This is a genomic window from Gallaecimonas pentaromativorans (genome assembly GCF_003751625.1).
In the GTDB taxonomy this organism is placed as follows: Bacteria; Pseudomonadota; Gammaproteobacteria; order Enterobacterales; family Gallaecimonadaceae; genus Gallaecimonas; species Gallaecimonas pentaromativorans.
The window spans coordinates 150,317-168,891 of the sequence record NZ_RJUL01000004.1 but is presented as its reverse complement, the minus strand read 5'-3'; the positions used below and the strand labels follow the sequence as shown (position 1 = coordinate 168,891).

The following is an 18,575-nucleotide window of genomic DNA, read 5'->3' as shown; positions in this document are numbered from 1 at the left end:
CCCCAAAAGCCGGCCCAGCGCTGGCTTTTTTCATGGAGAGAGTGATGAAAAAATACCTCCTGGCCGCCGCATTGCTGCCGCTTGCCGCCATGGCCAACCCCGATGTGACATCCCGCGAATACAAACTGATGCTAAGCCCGGCCAATTTTACCTTTGCCGGTGAGCAGGCCCAGGCCGACCAATATGCCGCCGCCTTTGAAAGCGCAGTTCAAAGCGCCATCAACCGCAGCGTCAGCGGTAACCTCACCCTGAAAAAGGTGCGCACCGTGAGCTTCTACGACCACCCCGGTAGCTGCCCGCTAAGAGCCCTCGGCTACAGCTTTCGCCAGCGCACCGAAGAGGGCGACACCGAACTGACCCTCAAATTCAGAAGCCCGGACCGTTACATTGCCGATTTTGAAGATGTTTCCAGCAGCGCCGGTGGCAGCGAGAGCAAACTCGAAGCAGACATCACCGCTAAAAGCCGCGACAGCTTTACGGTGATTTACAGCCACTCCACCACCGTGCTCAGCAACCGCACCGTTAACGCCGGGGACGACATCAACACCCTCTATTCGGGCTTTGCCGATGCCCAATATCTCAGCGACAGCCTGAGCCTGGCACGGGTAGGGGGCTTGGTGGTGTATGAGCGGGTTTATAAGGGGCTGGTGCTTGACCTTGGCTCCATTGATGCCGAGCTAAGCCTGACTTTGTGGTACAGCCAGTCCCCCAGCGGCGCGCTGCGGCCCATGGTTGCCGAAGCCTCTTTTAAATATGAAGACGCCAGCGCCGATTACACCCAAAAGGTGGTGCAACGCGCCAAACAGGCTTTTGAGACCATGCAGAGCCTTAGCGCCTGGAACCAACCGGACGGCACCACCAAAACCCAGGCGGTTTACCAATACGCCTCAGGTTTTTGTCACTAACTTGGCAAAAGAAAAGGCCCCGAACGGGGCCTTTTTCATATCACCATACCGCCATTGACCTTCAGCACCTGGCCATTAACCCAAACCGCGGCCGGGCTTAACAGGTAACTGACCACATCACTGATGTCCTCTGGCTGGCCGAGGCGGCCATAGGGGTTCATACCGGCAATGCGGGCCACCAGCTCATCCGATTTTCCTTCCATGAAAAACTCGGTGGCTATGGGACCGGGCGCTACCACGTTAACCGAGATCTCGCGCCCGGCCAGTTCCTTGCAAAGCACCTTGCACATGGCCTCAACGGCCGCCTTACTGGCAGCATAAGGGCCATAGCTCGGAAAGTAGCTGCCGTTGATGCTGGTCGATAGCGCCACAATGCGCCCGCCTTTATCCAGGCGCCGGGCCGCTTCTTTGAGGGTGTAAAAAGCGCCGGTGAGGTTTACCGCCATCAATCGTGTAAAAGCCTCGTCGCTAAACTCGCTCATGGGCGCCAGCTCCAAAATGCCAGCGTTGCATACCACGGCGCCAAGGGGGCCAAGCTGCTGGGCGGCATCAAAAAGCCGCGCCACGTCGCGAGATTGGGTGATGTCGGCCTGCACCGCGATAGCCTTGGCGCCTATGGCGACAATGTCTTCTACTACCGCTTCGGCCGCCGCTTTGGAGGCGGTGTAGTTCACCACCACATCAAAGCCATCTTTGGCTAAACGCTTGGCAAGTACGGCGCCAATGCCGCGAGAGGCGCCGGTGATAATGGCGGTTTGGTTGGTCGGTTTCATAATAGGCTCCGGTGAAAATGCCAGGCTATTGTTACCGTCACACCGGCGCGTTACATTGGCTTGCACTCCGCATTTCTTGCACTATCCTCCGTAGCGCTCACCTACAAACGGATTAGAACCAATAAAATCAAATGGTTAGAGAAGAATTATCGCCACTGGCTTGCTTGATTGCCCGGCATGCCAAGGTGGATGGAATAAACGACACCCCCATCGAGCGGCTGCGGCTGATGCGTAGCCACAGCCCAACCTTGCCCATTCCTTGGGCGTACCGGCCGTCTCTTTGCGTGGTGGCCCAGGGGGCCAAAGCGGCCCTTTGGAACGGCCAGTCGTACCGGTACGACCCAAGCTGCTATCTGGTGGTGTCGGTGGATCTGCCGGCGGTTAGCCACATTGCCAAGGCAAGCGTTGACGAGCCGTTTTTAAGCTTTCACCTGGGGTTTGATGCGGCGCTGGTGGCCCGTTATGTAGAAGCACTGCCAGCCGCGCCCATGGCGGCGCCCATGGCGACCACGCCCACAGAGCCAGAACTGGCTGATGCCTGCTTTCGGCTGCTGTCACTGCTCGACACCCCGGAAGATATCGCCGCCTTGGCGCCACTTATCGAACAGGAGATTGTCTACCGCCTGGTTAAAGGCGGCGCCGGTGCCACCTTGCGCCATATCGCGGGCAACCTTGGCGACAACGCCGTCGGCCGCGCCGTGCAGTGGGTAAAAGGGCATTTTTGCGAGCCTTTTACGGTGCAAGAGTTGGCCAATGAAGTGGGCCTTAGCGAGTCGGTACTCTTTGAGCGCTTCAAGGCATTAACGGCCCTTAGCCCCATTCATTACCGCACCAGCCTGCGCCTGCACGAAGCCCGGCGGCTGATGGTATTTGAGGGTTTCGATGCGGCTCAGGCAGCTTACAGGGTAGGGTACGGCACCCCGTCGCAGTTCAGCCGTGAATACCGGCGTTTTTTTGGCCACAGCCCGGCAGCCGATGCCGGTCGCTTGCGCCAAGGCCATGGATTGAATTTGTCGGTATAGCCGCTAACCGTGGCTTTGAGGCGAGCAAGGCGGCAATGCTAGGCTTGAAAGAGCAAGAGTAGAAGAGGAGGGCATCATGGCATCAGGTTGGGCCGGTGACGACGCCGTTACCAAGCAAATCGACTCCACAATAGACGACGCCGTTGCGGCGGCGCGCGCCAAGCTCGGTAAGGGCCCTGGCAGTGAATTTTGCCTAGAATGTGGCGAGCCTATTCCCCAAAAGCGCCGCCAGGCACTGCCCGGCGTGCAATATTGCGTCAACTGCCAGCAGACAATGGATGCCAAGGCCGATAAAAATGCCCTCTACAACAGAAGAGGCAGTAAAGACAGTCAGTTACGTTAGGCCACCTGCAAAACTATCTTCCAGATTTAACAGACTCTTAAGGCTGACTCTCTAGTGTCAATACAAATGCTATTGATACGAGATCTCATGGCTTTCCACCAATTTCGCCGTTTTGCCTGCAAAGGTGGGCAATGAAGGCACTGTTATTTTCCCATGACCCGGACCCGCGCTTTCTGGCCCGCTGCCAAGAGGCTGCCGTGCAAGTTGTTGAAGCCACGCCGGCGCCAGACAGCATGGAAAAGGTGCTGGCCACCCAGCCTGAGCTGGTGGTAGTGGACCTTGATAATGACAGCACGCAAGGGCTGGCGCTTATAGAGCAGCTACGCCAGCAGCACCAACATACCGCCTTGGTGGCGGTGGCCAGTAGCGGCTGCGCCTTGGTGTCGGCGCTGGAAAATGGGGCCGATGTTTTTATCTCCAAGCTCAGCTCTTGCCAGGAGTTGGTGGCGCAGTTCAAGGCGTTATCTAGGCGCTGCAATATCAAGTGGGGCCATGAGAGTCACCAAGCCGGCGACTACAGCTTGTCGGTGCGCAGTAAATCTTTGTATTTTGCCGATCAGCAAGTCCATTTGACGCCAGTGGAGTTCCAGGTGCTGCTGTGCATCTTCAACGGCCAGGGCCTGGCGGTAACGCCCGAGAGCATCATCAGTACCTTGACCCAGCAAGGCCATCAAATAAGCCATAACGCGCTGCAAGTGCATTTGTCATATATCCGCCGCAAAGTACGCAGCCAAGGTGGCGAGCTGCCGGTCATCAACCGCCGGGGTCTGGGATATTCCACCCAAAGCTAAAAACCCGACGCGTCGCTACGTGAAAAGTTAACCGCAAGCAGGGGCAATATGCCGATCGGTAAGCGTAGCGGCGCCCACACTAGTCATCGCTCCGTGGCTTGCCCATATGGTTATCGGCAGGTGCCAGCCCGAAAAGGGTTGGCAGCAGCAGGAATCATGCAAAGCGCAGCGACCAAAGAAGAGAAGAGAAGAGAAGAGAAGAGAAGAGAAGAGAAGAGAAGAGAAGAGAAGAGAAGAGAAGAGAAGAGAAGAGAAGAGAGCAGTAGACGTCTAAGCCTGAGTGACCGGGGCTGGTATAATGCCACATGTAATTTAACATAATATACATTATGCGCAATAATGTATACACCAGCGCAGGCAGGTTTCAGCGACAGCATTAAGGCAGCCACGCTAACCGGCGCTCCGTGGCTTGCCCATTTTACCAACGTGGTCCAAACGGCCGTTTGTCGTCCGTTTTTGCGCGCTCCTAGTGATAGCTGATCACCGCTAGAAAGCGCCAATCCTGCAAACTCACCCGATGCGTCGCAAAAAGTTGTGGGCGTTTTATTTGTTTGGGTATGGCTAGCTGAGAGCTTGATGAGCCAATCCGTTTGGTGCTTCAAGCGACCTTACCTTCGGCTATCCAGTTTTCGATGTACAGAGTGTGCAGCCGTTTTTGAGTTAAGTCTGCCTTGGTGCGCTGGTTTTTTCGATGCCTGACTACACTTACCGCCACTCTGGAGAGCATCAGGTACATAACAACCAGGAACCTGAGCGGCGAAGCCTCTGTAACCATTCCGCCCCTACACGGGTCGAATGTAAGGAGCGTGCCCTTGCTACCTTCACGCAATTAAGTGCGCATTTAACTGTGCACTGCAGTATACTGAATATGTGTCAATGGGAGGTCCCTTATGCAAACCGTACTCACTCGCAAAGCAGTTACTATGACTGATCTTCGCAAACCCTCAAAAGTACTTCAGGAAGCCAACGGCTCTCCTGTAGCCATTCTTGACCGAGGTGAAGTCCGCGCCTATCTGGTGCCCGCTAGTGCCGTGGAGTCCACTACCTTTGAAGCTGCTAGCACTGGTGAAGCCATGGCTGCACTGAAAAGCCGTAAACAGACTATCGCTCCGGTTCTAAAGTATCTTGAGGACAAGTAATGAAGTATCTGACTGCCAAGGATGTGGTGGCCATACACGACGACATCATCAACCCCAATGAACTCCAGGGCCAAGCCCCCGATAAAAGCATCCAGGCCGTAGTAAACCGGGTCGAAAACCGTGTTAACTACGGCCTCGTTTCAGATGTGTTTGAGTTAGCCGCTTGCTACGCCGTCTGTATTGCAATTGGCCATGCGTTCAACGACGCCAATAAGCGTACCGCCTTTGCCTGCATGGACTTGATCCTTTACCTTAATGGTATTGAGCTTCAATATGACACTGTTGAAGCTGGTGATATGATAAGAAAGGCTGCCCAAAAACAAATTGATGAGACAGATCTTTCTGGGTGGCTTAAGTCAAAGGAATGATTTGATAATTGAAAGAAGCAATTGCCATCAATTACAACCATCCGATGGAGCATCGTCCTTTTTGGCTAGTCATAATCATTCCACTTTCACTGTTCTTTATAAGTTTTTTTGTTTGGTTTGATAAAGGCTTGGATATTTCATCGGGCGGATTCAATTACTTCATTAAAATATCAATGCTCCCCATTCTCCATGTAATGTAAACGGGCCAAAATAAGCCGACCAGAAGAGCTAAGTCTCGATTTTCCAGCTATATTCCTGATGGCGTGACCGAAAATTTTTATAAAAATTATATCCTTTCAACGACGGAGCATTATTTTCTTCATTACGCCACTCGCCAACGCCCTCAGCTCGGTAAGATAGGACCGCCTGTTTTTCTCGCCCTCTCCACCGCTCCATTATCACCCCCTCCTGGCTTGAAATGCCGATAAATCCCGTTATCGGCATTAACGCTTATACCCAGATATAGTTGTGGCGAGCGTTGGTTGGCGGCATAAGTGGTGACGTTAACTCACGAGAGAATACAGATGGAAAACTATTTTGGAGATGCCCAGCAAGGGGCCGCCATTGCCGAGGAGCTGGGGATCAGCCCATCAGCAATGGGAGTCGCTAAAAGCGGAGCTGGACCCGGTGCTGTCGGCCGACGGCAACACTGTAATTGGCTACACCTTCGAGGTGCCAGCAGCGGCTGATGCAGCGCTGCTGGCCCAAACCGGCTGGGCGCCGGGGGCGCGGGTTGAGGTGTCGGTCACGGCAGTGGATTCAGAGCCGGACAAAGTGGACGACTAACAGGGCGTTTTAAAAGGGTTGGTCAGGGTATTAAAAAGCGCCAGTTGCTGGCATTGCACCACCACTCCCCTGTCCTTCTCGCCAAGGTGCTTTTTCAGCTCGTCCAGTATCGGCTCTGCCAGGTGGTGAAGCCGGGTTTCAAGATACCAGCTGTGGCGGCACAGCCGTTTGGCGTGCCAGCTGATAAGCAGGTTATGTAGCTCCAGGCTTAACAAATTCGATGGGGTATCGAAGCTCAATAAATAGTGCGACGGTGTTTGCATTCCCTGCCCTCCTCTTTTAGCACCGCCTTACATTACTCGCCGCTAATGTGGAAAAGCTTGATTGAAATCAAGCTCCCTTATTCAAGGGGGTCGAGCTTTTTATTGCTGGCACTTTGGTGGCGCTCTTGCACGGCGGTATGCAGGTAAAGGCTGGTGGTATGGATACTGTCGTGGCCAGCGTCGGCCTGCACGTGGGAAAGCGGCCTGTGGTTGAGGTTGATGTCGTGGCTGATACCGGTGTGGCGAATGTTGTGGGCGGTCATCTCGCGCATTTCCTGGGCGTCTTGGGTAAAACCGTCGGCCATGGCGGCGTCGCAAGCCTGGCTTATCAGCTTGTCTATTTCTTCTCGAAGTTGCCTTACCCCCAGATTGGCATTGAGCTGGCCTTGTTCCCTGCCCCGCCCGGCCGCCTTTTGGCGGATAAATAGCGGTGTGCTGTCCCCCGGCGCTGGCAGCGGGCTTAGGCCTAAAAAGCGCCGGTAGCGCTCAAGGGCTACCAACAAGTCTTTGGATACCGCCACGTTACGGCGCTTGCCGCCTTTACTGACCGGCACCCGAAAACCCCAGACGCCGGTTTTGCTGTCGCGGCGAAATTGGCCCATCACCGGCGAAAACCCAGGCCTTGCCGCCACTTCCGAGATGCGCAGGTAGCAGCCATAAAGGAGGCTTACCAAAAACAAAGTGCGCTCGTGGCGCTCGGGGGCCTGCTCGGCCATGGCTCTGGCGGTGGCCATAACATAAGACCACTGCAACTCGGAAAAGGCTTTGAGATCGTCCTCGCCGTCCCAGGCAAGGGAAACCGGCACCTGGCGGCTGCGGGCGTTATGGCGCATCCATTGGGTGGCGGGGTTTCGCTCGGTGAGTTCCTCATCAATCAAGAAGGTATAAAAGGAAGAAAGAATGGCCACTTTTGTTGCCAGGGCGCGGGGGCTGAGCTGATACGGCTGGCCCTTTTTACCAAGAAAGGGGCGCCAGTGGGGGTTGGGCAGCCGGCACTGCCAACCGGCGTCAGCCACAAACTGGGCCACGTTGCGATAAGCGATCAGCTCGTTTGGTGGCGCCTGGCAATAAAGGATGTATTGGCCAAAGCCGCGCCTGTCGAGGCTTACCGGGCTTTGCTTGGCCACATCAAAGCACCAGTGCAAAAAGCCGGTGAGTTCGGAGCGGTAGGCTTTGAAGTTGTTGTCGTGGTGAGCCGATTCTGCCAGGTATTGCACCGCATACTGATAAATCAGCCCCGCTTCCGGCACGGTGGCCAGGCTTAGCTCGGCAAGGTGCTGATTAACAACAGGGTTGCCTTCATCCAGGCTGGCACGGTCAAAAAGCGGTAATACCGGAGGCAATTGCATGATGGCGGGTTGTAAGGCAGGTGATGGTGGGGATATTACCATTAACTGTATTTATATACAGCACCTCGAGTTTTGGGCAGGAAAGGGCCAACATCCCTGCCCTTTTTTAGCCACATGCTGGCAATAGAGGCGCCGCTGCCGTTATCCTAGGCAGATATTGGGCCTCCCGCTGTACCCATTAAAAGGCATTGAAGCCAATCCGGGCCCAGGTCAGCCAGCCAGAGGGATACCAAGATGCATCGTAATTCTACCTGCGCCATTCATTGCCACGACTGTGCCATGAGCGAGCTGTGCATTCCTTTTACCCTGAGCACGCAGGAGCTGGACCAGTTGGACAGCATCATCGAGCGCAAAAAGCCGGTGCACAAAGGCGACACCTTATTTGAGGCTGGCCAGAACCTGGACTCGCTCTACGCTATTCGCTCCGGCACCATCAAAAGCTACACCCTCACCAAAGAAGGCGAAGAGCAAATCACCGGTTTTCACCTGCCCGGCGACATCATCGGCTTTGACGCCATTGGCCAAGGCAACCATGTGTCCTTTGCCCAGGCCCTGGAAACAGCCATGGTCTGCGAAATTCCCTTTGATACCTTAGATAGCCTCTCCGGCACCATGCCCAAGCTTCGCCAGCAGATCATGCGCTTGATGTCTTCAGAGATTAAGGGTGACCAGGACATGCTGCTGCTGCTCTCTAAAAAGACTGCCGAAGAGCGGCTGGCCTCGTTTTTGATGAACCTTTCCAACCGGTTTGGCGCCCGCGGCTTTTCCCCCAAGGAATTTCGCCTGACCATGACTCGCGGCGACATCGGCAACTACCTGGGGCTGACGGTCGAAACCATCAGCCGCTTACTGGGCCGCTTTCAAAAGGCCGGCATTATCCAGGTTTCAGGTAAGTTCATTACCGTGGTAGACCTTGAGAGCCTCTCCAAAGTTGCCGCCGACCCCCTCGAGGTTTGATCTAAATCATCTGCAACGCCAAAGGCCCCCCAGGGGCCTTTTTCTTTTGATCCAGAACAACTTAACCACCCACCCCCAGGACTACTCTTGCCGCCAGTTGTTCATTCGCTTGTAAAGCATTTGGTAGGGAGTTCCTATGCGCTATTCTGCTCTGGCCCTTGCGGCCGCTCTGGTTTGTGGTTCTGCTGTTGCTGATGACGCCGGTTGGCGTATCACCGCTGGCGCCATCAACGCCAACCCCAACGACAGTTCCAGTCACTTGACCAACGTTGAGGCCGCCGCCGGCCTGCCGGCCAACTCCACCGAAGTGAAGGTGGACGACGACACCCAATTGGGCCTGACCATCAACTACGACATCGACGCCAATTGGTCTGTCGAGCTGCTGGCCGCTACTCCGTTCAGCCACGAAATCACCTTAAGTTCTCCTGGCACCGCGGTTGACGGCCTGAACGTGGGCAAAACCAAGCAACTGCCCCCCACACTTAGCCTGCAGTACCGTTTTTTTGAGGGGCAGCCGGTGCGCCCTTATGTGGGCATAGGCTTGAACTACACCAAGTTCTTTAATGAGAAGATCTCCGGCCAGATGAGCGACACCCTCGACTCCCTTGGCCTGACCGGTGACAAAGAGCTGACCCTGTCCGACAGCGTAGGCCTGGCGGGCCAGGTAGGGGTTGACTGGGCCATCAACCAACAGTTCTTTGTACGTGCTGCCGTCTGGTATGCCGACATCGACACCAAGGCCCGGGTAAAAGTGAACGGCCAGACAGTGCAGAAAGTGGATGTGGACATTGACCCTGTTGTCGCCTACCTGGCTATTGGCTATCGTTTTTAATACCTTATGAAAAAGGGGGCTCGTCCTGGGCCCCTTCTGACGGAGGTGAACCATGGCAGATTTCAATAAAATCCTGGTTGTTGTGGATCCCAACGAAACGCAGCAGCCTGCCCTGTCCCGAGCAGCCTTTTTGGCCAAGAAAACCGGTGCCCAAATCACCCTGTTTTTGACCATTTACGACTTCTCCTACGAAATGACCACCATGCTCTCATCCAGTGAGCGCGAGGCGATGCGTAACGGCATCCTCAGCCAACGCCGCGAATGGCTGGACGAGTTGGCAAAACCCCTGCAGGCCGACGGCATCAAGGTTGAGACCCTCACTGCCTGGCACAACAGGCCCTATGAAAGCATCCTCAAAGCCGTTAACGAAGGCGGCTTTGATGTGCTCTTCAAATCCACTCACGAACACTCCACCCTCAAGGCCGTTATCTTTACCCCCACCGACTGGCACCTGCTGCGTAAATGCCCGGTGCCGGTGATGCTGGTAAAAGATCACGAGTGGCCAGAGAACGGCGTGGTACTGGCGGCGGTGAACTGCGGCTCCGAAGACGACGCCCACCAACAACTGGACGATGTTATTACCCGCGAAGGCAAAGCCATTGCCGAGCTTATCAACGCCGACCTGCATCTGGTTACCGCCTACCCCGGCACCCCGGTGAACATTGCCATCGAGATCCCGGAGTTCGACCCTCAGGCCTACACCCAGGCCATGAAGGAGCACCACGAGAAGCAGGCCAAGGAGCATGCTGCGGCCTTTGGCATTGCCGGTGACCATATCCATGTCAAAGAAGGCCTGCCCGAGGACGTGATCCCGGCCGTGGCCGAGAGCCTTAACGCAGAATTGGTGATCATGGGTACAGTGGGCCGCACCGGCCTGACTGCAGCCCTTATCGGTAACACTGCCGAGCAGGTGATTGACCGCCTCGAGAGCGACCTTCTGGCCCTTAAACCCGCCGCCAAAGGTTAAGGCCCGCAACTTGAAACGCCGCGCATAGCGCGGCGTTTTCTTTTGCGTATAATATGCGCCCCTAAAGAGGCTGTATGGGAGCGGGCATGTCCGGCCACAAGCAACAATACAATTTCAACAAGCTGCAAAAGCGGCTGCGTCGCCATGTGGGTCAGGCCATCAGCGATTTCAATATGATTGAAGACGGCGACCGCATCATGGTTTGCCTGTCTGGCGGCAAGGATTCCTACACCCTCCTTGAGATCCTGATGAACCTCAAGGCCTCGGCCCCGGTGCATTTCGACCTGGTGGCGGTGAACCTTGACCAAAAACAGCCCGGCTTTCCCGAGCATGTTCTGCCCCAGTATCTCGATACCCTGGGTGTGGAGTACCTCGTCGTTAACGAGGACACCTACTCCATCGTCAAAGAAAAGGTGCCCGAAGGCAAAACCACCTGCTCGCTTTGCTCAAGGCTGCGCCGCGGTATCCTCTATCGCACCGCCACCGAGCTCAAATGCAACAAGATTGCCCTTGGCCACCACCGTGACGACATCCTCGAAACCCTGCTGCTGAACATGTTCTACGGCGGCAAGATGAAGGCGATGCCGCCCAAGCTGGTGTCAGACGACGGCAAGCACATGGTGATCCGTCCGCTGGCCTATTGCCGCGAAAAAGACATCATCAAGTACGCCGAGGCCCGGGAATACCCCATCATTCCTTGTAACCTCTGCGGCTCGCAGCCCAACCTGCAGCGCCAGGTGATTAAAGAAATGCTGCAAACCTGGGACCGCCAATACCCAGGCCGTATTGAGACCATGTTTAAAGCCCTGCAAAATGTGGTGCCCTCGCATCTGGCCGACACCGCCCTGTTCGACTTCAAAGGCCTTAGCCGCGACAACGCCGAGGGTTTGGAAGGCGATACCGCCTTTGACCGGGAAAGTTTTAGTAACCCGGTGGTCGAAGACGACGAAGACGGTATCGAGATTGACCCGGCCCTGACGTTGGCGGTCAAAGCCCTGTAACGAAAAACGCGCCCTTGGGCGCGTTTTTTAATCGGTCATGTAGCGCCGGTTGTGGCTTATCATGCTCGACAGCTCTCGCACATAAGCGCCGCCTCGCTCTGAGTAACGCATCAAGCCCTGCACCAGGCTCTCGGCTTTAGGGTCCTGGCCCTTTTGGCGAGCCGTTTGGCGGATCTCCCGAAGCCCGCGATAGGCGTTATTGGTATTGATGTTATGGATATAACTGCGCACCGACGCCTGGGGCGAGCTGAATTTGGCCACCTCGTGGCTGGCGCCCTCTACCCTGTCTTGCGGCACCAGGCCGCAGCCTTCCACGTAACACCATTGACCGAAGAAGTTGTTGCCGTCGATGGCAAAACGGGAGGTGCCCCAGGCCGATTCATTGGCGGCCTGCACCAGCACCAGCGCCACCGGCAGTTTATCCACCCGGCGCAGCAAGGTTTGGCGGCCCTCGGTATCAAGGGGCAGCGGCACGTCGTAGCGGATGGCCAGGTTATCCAGCCACTCCTGCTCGGCGGGGCTTAATTTACGTTTGCCCAGCAACGCTTTTAAACGGCCCCGTTCGGTAAGGATGCGGGCGTTTTCGGCTTCCACCAGGGGGCGCAGATAAGAGAAAAAGGCTTTCTTCTTCTCGGCCACTTCCTGGTACTGGCTAAAGTCGGGCACCACCGTTGAGCCGACACTGGCCTGACGCGCCGGCGATTCGCCGCCTTGTCGCAGCCAAGCCAGTGCTACCAGCAAAATCACCAGTAGCAATAGCGGCGCGCGCAGAGTCTGCACCATCATGCGTTAAACAGCGCCTGTTGTTGGCCGGTGGCCAGTTTAAGCCGCACACCAAACAGCTCGCGGTAGATAATGGCTTGAAAACGCAGATAAAACGGCGCCAGCCATAGGGCCGCCAGGCCAAAGGTCAATACCCCAACTGCCACCGCCACAATCAGCAGCAATTGGCAAACCAGGAAGGCCGCAAAGTATTTGAAGCCAACGATGACCGAGACACGGATGGCGGCAAAAGGCGACATGCCTTTATCGGCCACCAACATCAGCACCGGTGCCAGCACCACTTGCAGCAACAATCCGGGAATGATGAACAGCGCTGTCCCCAGGCTGGAGATAGCCATGGTCAGCAAGGCCGCCAGGCTCAGTACCGGGCCAATGCGATACCAGTGCCAGAGCATGTTAAGCGGAGGGCGCAGCCCCACCACATGTTGCAGGGCAATCAATTGGATACCGGCATAGGCCGGTGCCAACATCACGGTGAGCACCAGTTGCAGCAGACTTTGGCCCTGGATATCGGTGATAGTCCAGCCCAGCATGCCCATCACTTCAAGCATGATGGAGCCCAATACCAGGCTTAGCCCCACCAGCATCAGCAGCGGCGAGAGCATGCCACGGTCAAGGCGGGCGGCCCCTTGCCAGGCTTCTTTGAGCATGGCGCCGATATTGAGCGAAATGGCGCGGGCCAGGGCTTTATCTACCGAGCCACCTACGTGGACGGTCTGCGGTTCTTGTTCAGTCATTATTCTTTTCAGCCAGGGCCTGTTTACGGGCCTCTTTCTCAGCCTTGAGTTGGGTGACGTCGGCAGCAATATGGGTTTGGTTGCGCGCCTTGGCAAGAGCGATTTGTTTTTGGCGTTCGCTAAAACGTGCCTTTTGCTCTTCGCTCATCTCGTCAAAGCAGTGCGGGCAAGCCACCCCTTGCTGGTAGCGGTCAGAGGCTTTGTCTTCGTCACTGATGGGGCGGCGACAAGCAAAGCATTGGTCAAAACTGCCCTGAATAAGGCCGTGTTTAACGGTAACCCGCTGGTCGAACACAAAGCACTCGCCTTCCCACAGGCTTTGCTCGGCCGGCACTTCTTCTAAGTACTTAAGAATGCCGCCTTCGAGGTGATACACCTCGTCAAAGCCTTGCTCTTTAAGGTACGCCGTGGATTTTTCGCAGCGAATGCCGCCGGTGCAGAACATAGCCACCTTTTTGTGGCGGGCCGGGTCCAGGTGCTCTTTTACATAAGCGGGGAAATCGCGAAAGGCCTTGGTGTTGGGGTCAAGGGCGCCTTTAAAGGTGCCTACCGCCACTTCGTAGTCGTTGCGGGTATCAACCAGCAGCACTTCGGGGTCGCTTATCAGACTGTTCCAATCCTGGGGTTTGACATAGGTGCCCACCACCCGGTTGGGGTCGATGCCTTCAACGCCCATGGTGACGATTTCTTTTTTGAGCTTGACCTTGGTGCGATAGAAGGTTTGCTCGTCACTGAACGATTCTTTGTAGCTCAAGCCGGCAAAGGCAGGCTGGGCATCCAAAAAGGCTTTGAGGATGTCTATACCGGCTCGGGGGCCGCAAACGGTGCCGTTAATGCCTTCGGCGGCCAGCAATAAAGTGCCTTTGACCTCGTGCTTGCTCATCAAGTCCAGCAGCGGTTGCTGGAGGCGTTCAAATTCAGGCAGACGGGTAAATTTATACAGGGCCGCGACCACAAACTGGGCCATAGTGATGTCCTCTTTCAGCTGACCGACCCGTAAAGCCGGCGCGTAACCAAGATAAAGGACGCCTGTTGGCGCCCTTTTTGATGTTAAGGCAGCATTCTACCAGAAAAGTCCGTAAATGAGACGTGCGGCAAGCGCCACCAGGAAAACCCCGAGGATACGGTCTATCCAATAGCCCTTCACCGCCAGGAAACGCCCCAAAGGCCCGGCGGTAAGCAGCCAGCCCAGCAGCACAAACCAAAGGCCGGTGGCAAAGGCCAGATAGGCGGAGATCCCCAGCATCTGCCAGCCACTGGGGCTGGTATTGAGCACCGAGCCAAACAGCGCCAGGAAGAACAGCGTGGCTTTGGGATTAAGAGCATTGGTTAAAAAGCCGCGGCGAAAAGAGAGCAGTGCATCGGGGGCATCGCCCTGCTCGGCGCTAAGGGCCATCCCCTGGCTTGAGCGAAGGGCGCCCCAGGCCATGTAAAGAAGATAAGCGGCGGCCACCACCGAAAAGCTCACCTCCAGCCAGTGGTGGGTTTTAAGCAGCAACGCCACCCCGGCCCAGGTATAGGCCATGTGTACCAGGATGCCGCAGCCAACACCAAAGGCCACAAAACGGGCGCAGCGCCGGCCAAAGGCAATGGCGTGGCGGCTCACTACAGCGAAATCCGGCCCCGGGCTTACCACCGCCAATAGATGGGCGCCGGCCAGCAGCAAAAACTGTTCAAAAGACATAAAAAACCGCGTTCACAAGACTTAACCCCGCTTTTTACCTTCATTACCCTTATCAGTGCCAGCGCATTTCTTTAAAATGCCTTCTTTTGCTGGCCAACTTGCACAAACAAACATGACCCACGTTGAGAAAAAGCCCCCGGTAGTGGTGCTTAAAGGTGTTGAAAAGCACTTTGACGGCAAGGCCGTGCTGGCCGGTTTGGACCTGACCATCGAAGACGGTGAGTTCTTTACCATTCTGGGCCCGTCAGGCTGCGGCAAAACCACGGCGCTGCGCCTTATCGCCGGCCTGGAAAACGCCGACGCCGGTATCGTTGAAATCGCCGGTATCGACAACACCGCCCTGCCCGCTGAAAAGCGCAATGTGAATACCGTGTTCCAGAGCTATGCGCTCTTTCCCCATATGACGGTATTCGACAATGTCGCTTTTGGCCTGAAGATGCAGAAAGTCGCCGCCGGCGACATTCAAAGCCGGGTAATGGACGCGCTGAAGATGGTACAGCTGGACAGCTTTGCCAAGCGCAAACCCCATCAGCTCTCCGGCGGCCAGCAGCAGCGGGTGGCCATCGCCCGGGCGGTGGTGAACAAACCCAAGGTGTTGCTGCTGGACGAATCCCTCTCGGCCCTCGATTTCAAGCTTCGCAAAGCCATGCAGTGGGAGCTTAAGCAGCTTCAGCGCAGCCTTGGCATCACCTTTATCTTCGTCACCCATGACCAGGAAGAGGCGCTGTCCATGTCTGACCGCATCTTGGTGATGAATAACGGCCGCGCCGAGCAGCTGGGCACCCCAAGGGAGATTTACGAGACTCCTCAAAGCCTTTTTGTGGCGCGCTTTATCGGCGAAATCAATATCTTTGACGCCGAGGTGGTGGGCCACGACGGCACCCATCTGGATGTCACCATCCTTGGCAAAGCCTTTAAGGTCAACGGCAAGGACAGCTTTGCGCCGGGCCAGAAGGTCAAGGTGATGCTGCGCCCCGAAGACCTGCGCCTTGATGCGGTCAGTAGCGAGCAAGGCCTGGCGGGCCGGGTGGTTGAACGCACCTATAAGGGCGCGACTCTTGATTCGCTGGTGGAGCTGGCCGACGGCAACCGGATCCAGGTGTCGGAGTTCTTCGACGAGGACGACCCGGATTTCGACCACAGCCTTAACGAGATGGTGGTGGTGAGCTGGGTGCCGCAATGGGAGGTGGTGCTGGCAGATGAATAAGCTCAAGTCCTTTAAATTCTGGGCCATAGGGCTTATCAGCTGTTGGCTGGTGGTATTTGTACTGCTGCCTAACCTGATGATCCTGGTGTCGAGTTTCCTCAGCAAAGGCGACAACAACCTGGTGCAGCTGCCCCTTAGCCTGCACAGCTACAAGCAGCTGATGGACCCGCTCTACGCCGAGGTGTTGTATCTGTCGGTCAAGCTGTCGTTTATCGCCACCCTGATTTGCCTGCTCATCGGCTACCCCTTTGCCTACGCCATCGCTAGCCTCAACCCCAAGTGGCGGCCGGTGCTGCTGTTTTTGGTGATAGTGCCGTTCTGGACCAACAGCCTTATTCGCACCTACGCCATCAAGATATTGCTGGGTAAGAAAGGGCTGCTGAACGCGGTGCTGATCGCTACCGGCATCACCGATAACGGCATCACCTGGCTTTACACTAATGGCGCCGTTATCTTCGGCTTAGTCTACATTTTGCTGCCCTTTATGGTACTGCCCCTTTACAGTGCCATCGAAAAACTCGACGGCCGTTACCTTGAAGCGGCCGCCGACCTTGGCGCCGGTAAAATACGCACCTTTATCCATGTGGTGCTGCCCCTGACCATGCCCGGTATTGTCGCCGGTTGCCTGCTGGTGTTCCTGCCGGCCATGGGCATGTTCTATGTCTCGGACATGCTGGGCGGCGGCAAGGACATGCTGGTGGGTAACATCATCAAGCGGCAAATTCTGCTGGTACAAGACTGGCCCTTTGGCTCGGCGGCCAGCGTGGTGATCACCCTCTTTATGGGGCTGCTGCTGGCGCTTTACTGGCAGGCGGCCAAGCGTATCAACCGCCAGGAGGCGCTGGATGGTTAAGTCACTTCGCGCTCTTATCATCACCCTGGTGCTGGTGTATCTGTATGTGCCCATTGGCATTTTGCTGGTCAACGCCTTTAACAAGCACCGCTTTGGCCTGGAATGGAAGGGTTTTACCCTGAAATGGTTTGTGGAGCTTTGGAATAACCACGGCCTGATGGACGCCGCCTGGCACTCGGTGGTGATCGCTCTGCTGGCCGCCACCTTTGCCGCCCTTATTGGCACCCTGGCGGCGGTGGCGCTGTTTCGCTACCAGTTCAAAGGCAAAGGAGCGCTCTCAACTTTGCTGTTTGTGGTGATGATGTCGCCAGATATCGTTATGGCCGTGTCCTTCCTGGCGCTCTTTGTGCTGTTGGGTCTTGGCCAGGGCTTTTGGCCGCTGCTGTTTGCCCATATCACTTTTTGCCTGCCTTTTGTGGTGGTCACCGTCTATTCGCGCCTTAAAGGCTTTGACGTACGGATGGTGGAAGCGGCCAGGGATCTGGGTGCCAACGAGTTTGTGGTGTTTCGCAAGATCTTGATGCCTCTTGCAAAACCCGCTATTGCTGGTGGCTGGCTGCTAAGCTTCACCCTGTCGCTGGACGACGTGATCATCTCCAGTTTTGTCACAGGCCCCAGCTTTGATGTGCTGCCGGTGAAGATCTTTTCCATGGTGAAAGTCGGGGTCAAACCCGAGGTTAATGCCCTGGCAGCGGTGATGCTGGGGATATCGCTAATTCTGGTGTTGCTGTCCCAATGGTTGATGAGGGAGAAAAAATGAACAAAGAGATCCGCCGCGGCGCCCTGGCGCTGATGCTGGGGCTAAGTGCCTTTGCCGCCCAGGCACAAGACAAAGAGCTGAACCTGTATGTGTGGTCTGAATACATTCCCGATGACGTGATTGAGAACTTCACCAAGGAAACCGGCATTGAGGTGAATGTCACCAACTACGAGTCCAACGAGGCGATGTTTGCCAAGCTAAAACTCACCAACGGCGCCGGTTACGACGTAGTAGTGCCCTCCACCTATTACATCAGCGTGATGAGCAAAGACGGCCTCTTGCAGAAAATCGACAAGAGCAAGCTCGATAACTTCAAAAACCTCGACCCGGCGCTGCTCAACAAGCCCTACGATCCGAACAACCAATACTCGGTACCTTACTTCTGGGGCTCTACCGCCATTGGCGTTAACGCCGATGAAATCGACCCCAAAACCATCACCAGTTGGAAGGACTTGTTCAAGCCCGAATACAAGGGCCGGTTGCTGCTGACCGACGATGTGCGCGAAGTGTTTCAGATTGGCCTGACGCTGAACGGTTTCTCGGCCAACACCACCGACCCTAAAGAGATTGAAAAGGCCTACGAGACCCTCAAGCCGCTGGTGGCCAACACCCAGGTGTTCAACTCCGACGCGCCGCGCCTGCCGTATTTGTCAGGCGATGCCGATATCGGCATGATCTGGAACGGCGAGGTGTACATGGCCAACAAGGAAGGCGGGAATCTCGCTTACGTCTACCCCAAAGAAGGCGCCATCTTCTGGGTAGACTCCTTTGCCATTCCCTCCCATGCCGAGCACACCGAGGCGGCGCTCAAATTCATCAACTACATGATGCGCCCCGAAGTGGCCAAGGAATGCGTGGAGTACGTGGGTTACGCCACCCCCAACCTGCCCGGCAAGGCGCTGTTGCCTGACGCGCTGAAAAATTCCAAGGTTATCTTCCCAGACAAAGCCACCGTGGATAAGGGCCAGTTCCAGACCGACGTTGGCGATGCCATCGGCATCTACGAGAAGTACTGGACCAAGCTCAAAACCGGCCACTGAAAAAAGGCTCCTTCG

General features: G+C 56.0%; 22 protein-coding genes and 1 pseudogene. 15 read left to right on the top strand and 8 right to left on the bottom strand.

All coding sequences use genetic code 11. The features are described from left to right. Positions 1–44: 44 nt before the first annotated feature. Positions 45–905: a hypothetical protein gene (locus tag EDC28_RS08855; protein ID WP_211355729.1), complete on the top strand. Its 861-nt coding sequence runs from the start codon at positions 45–47 to the stop codon at positions 903–905. A 35-nt stretch (positions 906–940) separates the two neighbouring features. Here EDC28_RS08855 and EDC28_RS08850 read toward each other — a convergent pair whose 3' ends face one another. Further along, the gene (locus tag EDC28_RS08850) at positions 941–1,678 is read right to left on the bottom strand and encodes an SDR family oxidoreductase (RefSeq protein WP_050658186.1); all 738 of its coding nucleotides are present in this window, start codon (positions 1,676–1,678) and stop codon (positions 941–943) included. Positions 1,679–1,809: 131 nt separating this feature from the next. Between EDC28_RS08850 and EDC28_RS08845 the strand changes: the two genes are divergently transcribed. From EDC28_RS08845 to EDC28_RS08835, 3 genes are all read left to right on the top strand, one after another. After that, entirely contained in the window at positions 1,810–2,700 is an 891-nt protein-coding gene (locus tag EDC28_RS08845; protein WP_123421357.1) for an AraC family transcriptional regulator, read from the top strand. Positions 2,701–2,776: 76 nt separating this feature from the next. Next, on the top strand, positions 2,777–3,043 hold the full coding sequence (locus EDC28_RS08840) for a DksA/TraR family C4-type zinc finger protein (RefSeq protein WP_123421356.1): 267 nt from the start codon (positions 2,777–2,779) through the stop codon (positions 3,041–3,043). Between the two features lie 131 nt (positions 3,044–3,174). Continuing rightward, positions 3,175–3,834: a response regulator transcription factor gene (locus tag EDC28_RS08835; RefSeq protein WP_050658183.1), complete on the top strand. Its 660-nt coding sequence runs from the start codon at positions 3,175–3,177 to the stop codon at positions 3,832–3,834. A 110-nt stretch (positions 3,835–3,944) separates the two neighbouring features. Here EDC28_RS08835 and EDC28_RS08830 read toward each other — a convergent pair whose 3' ends face one another. Next, on the bottom strand, positions 3,945–4,436 hold the full coding sequence (locus EDC28_RS08830) for a hypothetical protein (RefSeq protein WP_123421355.1): 492 nt from the start codon (positions 4,434–4,436) through the stop codon (positions 3,945–3,947). A 288-nt stretch (positions 4,437–4,724) separates the two neighbouring features. Here EDC28_RS08830 and EDC28_RS08825 point away from each other — a divergent pair, with 288 nt between their 5' ends. The 3 genes from EDC28_RS08825 to EDC28_RS08810 all read left to right on the top strand — a co-directional run bounded on the left by EDC28_RS08825 (position 4,725) and on the right by EDC28_RS08810 (position 6,127). After that, positions 4,725–4,973, top strand: a complete 249-nt coding sequence (locus EDC28_RS08825; RefSeq protein ID WP_148049826.1) for a type II toxin-antitoxin system Phd/YefM family antitoxin — start codon at positions 4,725–4,727, stop codon at positions 4,971–4,973. Beyond that, positions 4,973–5,341: a type II toxin-antitoxin system death-on-curing family toxin gene (locus EDC28_RS08820; protein WP_123421353.1), complete on the top strand. Its 369-nt coding sequence runs from the start codon at positions 4,973–4,975 to the stop codon at positions 5,339–5,341. The genes EDC28_RS08825 and EDC28_RS08820 overlap by 1 nt, the downstream gene beginning before the upstream one ends. 537 nt (positions 5,342–5,878) lie before the next feature. Beyond that, on the top strand, positions 5,879–6,127 hold the full coding sequence (locus EDC28_RS08810) for a hypothetical protein (RefSeq protein WP_123421351.1): 249 nt from the start codon (positions 5,879–5,881) through the stop codon (positions 6,125–6,127). Here the strand turns inward: EDC28_RS08810 and EDC28_RS08805 are convergent. Then, complete coding sequence (locus tag EDC28_RS08805) at positions 6,124–6,390, bottom strand: hypothetical protein (RefSeq protein WP_123421350.1); 267 nt, start codon at positions 6,388–6,390, stop codon at positions 6,124–6,126. The two genes, EDC28_RS08810 and EDC28_RS08805, sit on opposite strands and share 4 nt — an antisense overlap. A 77-nt stretch (positions 6,391–6,467) precedes the next feature. Further along, positions 6,468–7,739, bottom strand: a complete 1,272-nt coding sequence (locus EDC28_RS08800) for a tyrosine-type recombinase/integrase (protein ID WP_123421349.1) — start codon at positions 7,737–7,739, stop codon at positions 6,468–6,470. A 231-nt stretch (positions 7,740–7,970) separates the two neighbouring features. Here EDC28_RS08800 and EDC28_RS08795 point away from each other — a divergent pair. From EDC28_RS08795 to ttcA, 4 genes and pseudogenes are all read left to right on the top strand, one after another. Next, positions 7,971–8,696, top strand: a pseudogene (locus tag EDC28_RS08795) (FNR family transcription factor); the annotation flags it as partial. A 136-nt stretch (positions 8,697–8,832) separates the two neighbouring features. Continuing rightward, complete coding sequence (locus EDC28_RS08790) at positions 8,833–9,528, top strand: OmpW/AlkL family protein (RefSeq protein WP_050658169.1); 696 nt, start codon at positions 8,833–8,835, stop codon at positions 9,526–9,528. Between the two features lie 52 nt (positions 9,529–9,580). Beyond that, entirely contained in the window at positions 9,581–10,495 is a 915-nt protein-coding gene (uspE, locus tag EDC28_RS08785) for a universal stress protein UspE (protein ID WP_050658168.1), read from the top strand. A gap of 86 nt (positions 10,496–10,581) precedes the next feature. Next, positions 10,582–11,496 (top strand): tRNA 2-thiocytidine(32) synthetase TtcA, encoded by a 915-nt coding sequence (gene ttcA / locus EDC28_RS08780; protein ID WP_050658268.1) that lies wholly within the window; start codon positions 10,582–10,584, stop codon positions 11,494–11,496. Between the two features lie 27 nt (positions 11,497–11,523). Here ttcA and EDC28_RS08775 read toward each other — a convergent pair whose 3' ends face one another. From EDC28_RS08775 to EDC28_RS08760, 4 genes are all read right to left on the bottom strand, one after another. Further along, complete coding sequence (locus EDC28_RS08775; RefSeq protein ID WP_050658167.1) at positions 11,524–12,282, bottom strand: glucosaminidase domain-containing protein; 759 nt, start codon at positions 12,280–12,282, stop codon at positions 11,524–11,526. Further along, positions 12,279–13,016: a DUF975 family protein gene (locus EDC28_RS08770; protein ID WP_123421347.1), complete on the bottom strand. Its 738-nt coding sequence runs from the start codon at positions 13,014–13,016 to the stop codon at positions 12,279–12,281. Before EDC28_RS08770 ends, EDC28_RS08775 begins: the two co-directional genes overlap by 4 nt. After that, entirely contained in the window at positions 13,009–13,983 is a 975-nt protein-coding gene (gene trhO / locus EDC28_RS08765) for an oxygen-dependent tRNA uridine(34) hydroxylase TrhO (RefSeq protein ID WP_050658165.1), read from the bottom strand. The genes EDC28_RS08770 and trhO overlap by 8 nt, the downstream gene beginning before the upstream one ends. A gap of 96 nt (positions 13,984–14,079) precedes the next feature. Beyond that, positions 14,080–14,700, bottom strand: coding sequence for a LysE family translocator (locus tag EDC28_RS08760; RefSeq protein ID WP_123421346.1), 621 nt, complete (start codon positions 14,698–14,700; stop codon positions 14,080–14,082). Positions 14,701–14,812: 112 nt separating this feature from the next. Between EDC28_RS08760 and potA the strand changes: the two genes are divergently transcribed. From potA to EDC28_RS08740, 4 genes are read left to right on the top strand one after another with little or no spacing between them, the layout of a single operon-like run. Continuing rightward, positions 14,813–15,907, top strand: coding sequence for a spermidine/putrescine ABC transporter ATP-binding protein PotA (gene potA, locus EDC28_RS08755; protein WP_123421345.1), 1,095 nt, complete (start codon positions 14,813–14,815; stop codon positions 15,905–15,907). After that, positions 15,900–16,760 carry a spermidine/putrescine ABC transporter permease PotB gene (gene potB, locus EDC28_RS08750; RefSeq protein ID WP_123421344.1) on the top strand — a complete coding sequence of 287 codons (861 nt, stop codon included), beginning with the start codon at positions 15,900–15,902 and terminating at the stop codon, positions 16,758–16,760. The genes potA and potB overlap by 8 nt, the downstream gene beginning before the upstream one ends. Beyond that, positions 16,753–17,520 (top strand): spermidine/putrescine ABC transporter permease PotC, encoded by a 768-nt coding sequence (gene potC / locus EDC28_RS08745; protein ID WP_123421343.1) that lies wholly within the window; start codon positions 16,753–16,755, stop codon positions 17,518–17,520. The genes potB and potC overlap by 8 nt, the downstream gene beginning before the upstream one ends. Continuing rightward, the gene (locus EDC28_RS08740; RefSeq protein WP_050658160.1) at positions 17,517–18,560 is read left to right on the top strand and encodes an extracellular solute-binding protein; all 1,044 of its coding nucleotides are present in this window, start codon (positions 17,517–17,519) and stop codon (positions 18,558–18,560) included. Before potC ends, EDC28_RS08740 begins: the two co-directional genes overlap by 4 nt. Positions 18,561–18,575 lie beyond the last annotated feature (15 nt).

Bases quoted from the DNA above. Each gene is read 5' to 3' on its own strand.
- EDC28_RS08770 (WP_123421347.1), bottom strand. From the start codon at position 13,016: ATGACTGAACAAGAACCGCAGACCGTCCACGTAGGTGGCTCGGTAGAT.
- EDC28_RS08800 (WP_123421349.1), bottom strand. From the start codon at position 7,739: ATGCAATTGCCTCCGGTATTACCGCTTTTTGACCGTGCCAGCCTGGAT.
- EDC28_RS08740 (WP_050658160.1), top strand. From the start codon at position 17,517: ATGAACAAAGAGATCCGCCGCGGCGCCCTGGCGCTGATGCTGGGGCTA.
- EDC28_RS08775 (WP_050658167.1), bottom strand. From the start codon at position 12,282: ATGATGGTGCAGACTCTGCGCGCGCCGCTATTGCTACTGGTGATTTTG.
- EDC28_RS08835 (WP_050658183.1), top strand. From the start codon at position 3,175: ATGAAGGCACTGTTATTTTCCCATGACCCGGACCCGCGCTTTCTGGCC.
- potA (WP_123421345.1), top strand. From the start codon at position 14,813: ATGACCCACGTTGAGAAAAAGCCCCCGGTAGTGGTGCTTAAAGGTGTT.
- EDC28_RS08850 (WP_050658186.1), bottom strand. From the start codon at position 1,678: ATGAAACCGACCAACCAAACCGCCATTATCACCGGCGCCTCTCGCGGC.
- EDC28_RS08790 (WP_050658169.1), top strand. From the start codon at position 8,833: ATGCGCTATTCTGCTCTGGCCCTTGCGGCCGCTCTGGTTTGTGGTTCT.
- trhO (WP_050658165.1), bottom strand. From the start codon at position 13,983: ATGGCCCAGTTTGTGGTCGCGGCCCTGTATAAATTTACCCGTCTGCCT.
- ttcA (WP_050658268.1), top strand. From the start codon at position 10,582: ATGTCCGGCCACAAGCAACAATACAATTTCAACAAGCTGCAAAAGCGG.
- EDC28_RS08840 (WP_123421356.1), top strand. From the start codon at position 2,777: ATGGCATCAGGTTGGGCCGGTGACGACGCCGTTACCAAGCAAATCGAC.
- potC (WP_123421343.1), top strand. From the start codon at position 16,753: ATGGTTAAGTCACTTCGCGCTCTTATCATCACCCTGGTGCTGGTGTAT.
- EDC28_RS08855 (WP_211355729.1), top strand. From the start codon at position 45: ATGAAAAAATACCTCCTGGCCGCCGCATTGCTGCCGCTTGCCGCCATG.
- EDC28_RS08845 (WP_123421357.1), top strand. From the start codon at position 1,810: ATGGTTAGAGAAGAATTATCGCCACTGGCTTGCTTGATTGCCCGGCAT.
- EDC28_RS08760 (WP_123421346.1), bottom strand. From the start codon at position 14,700: ATGTCTTTTGAACAGTTTTTGCTGCTGGCCGGCGCCCATCTATTGGCG.
- EDC28_RS08805 (WP_123421350.1), bottom strand. From the start codon at position 6,390: ATGCAAACACCGTCGCACTATTTATTGAGCTTCGATACCCCATCGAAT.
- uspE (WP_050658168.1), top strand. From the start codon at position 9,581: ATGGCAGATTTCAATAAAATCCTGGTTGTTGTGGATCCCAACGAAACG.
- potB (WP_123421344.1), top strand. From the start codon at position 15,900: ATGAATAAGCTCAAGTCCTTTAAATTCTGGGCCATAGGGCTTATCAGC.
- EDC28_RS08820 (WP_123421353.1), top strand. From the start codon at position 4,973: ATGAAGTATCTGACTGCCAAGGATGTGGTGGCCATACACGACGACATC.
- EDC28_RS08825 (WP_148049826.1), top strand. From the start codon at position 4,725: ATGCAAACCGTACTCACTCGCAAAGCAGTTACTATGACTGATCTTCGC.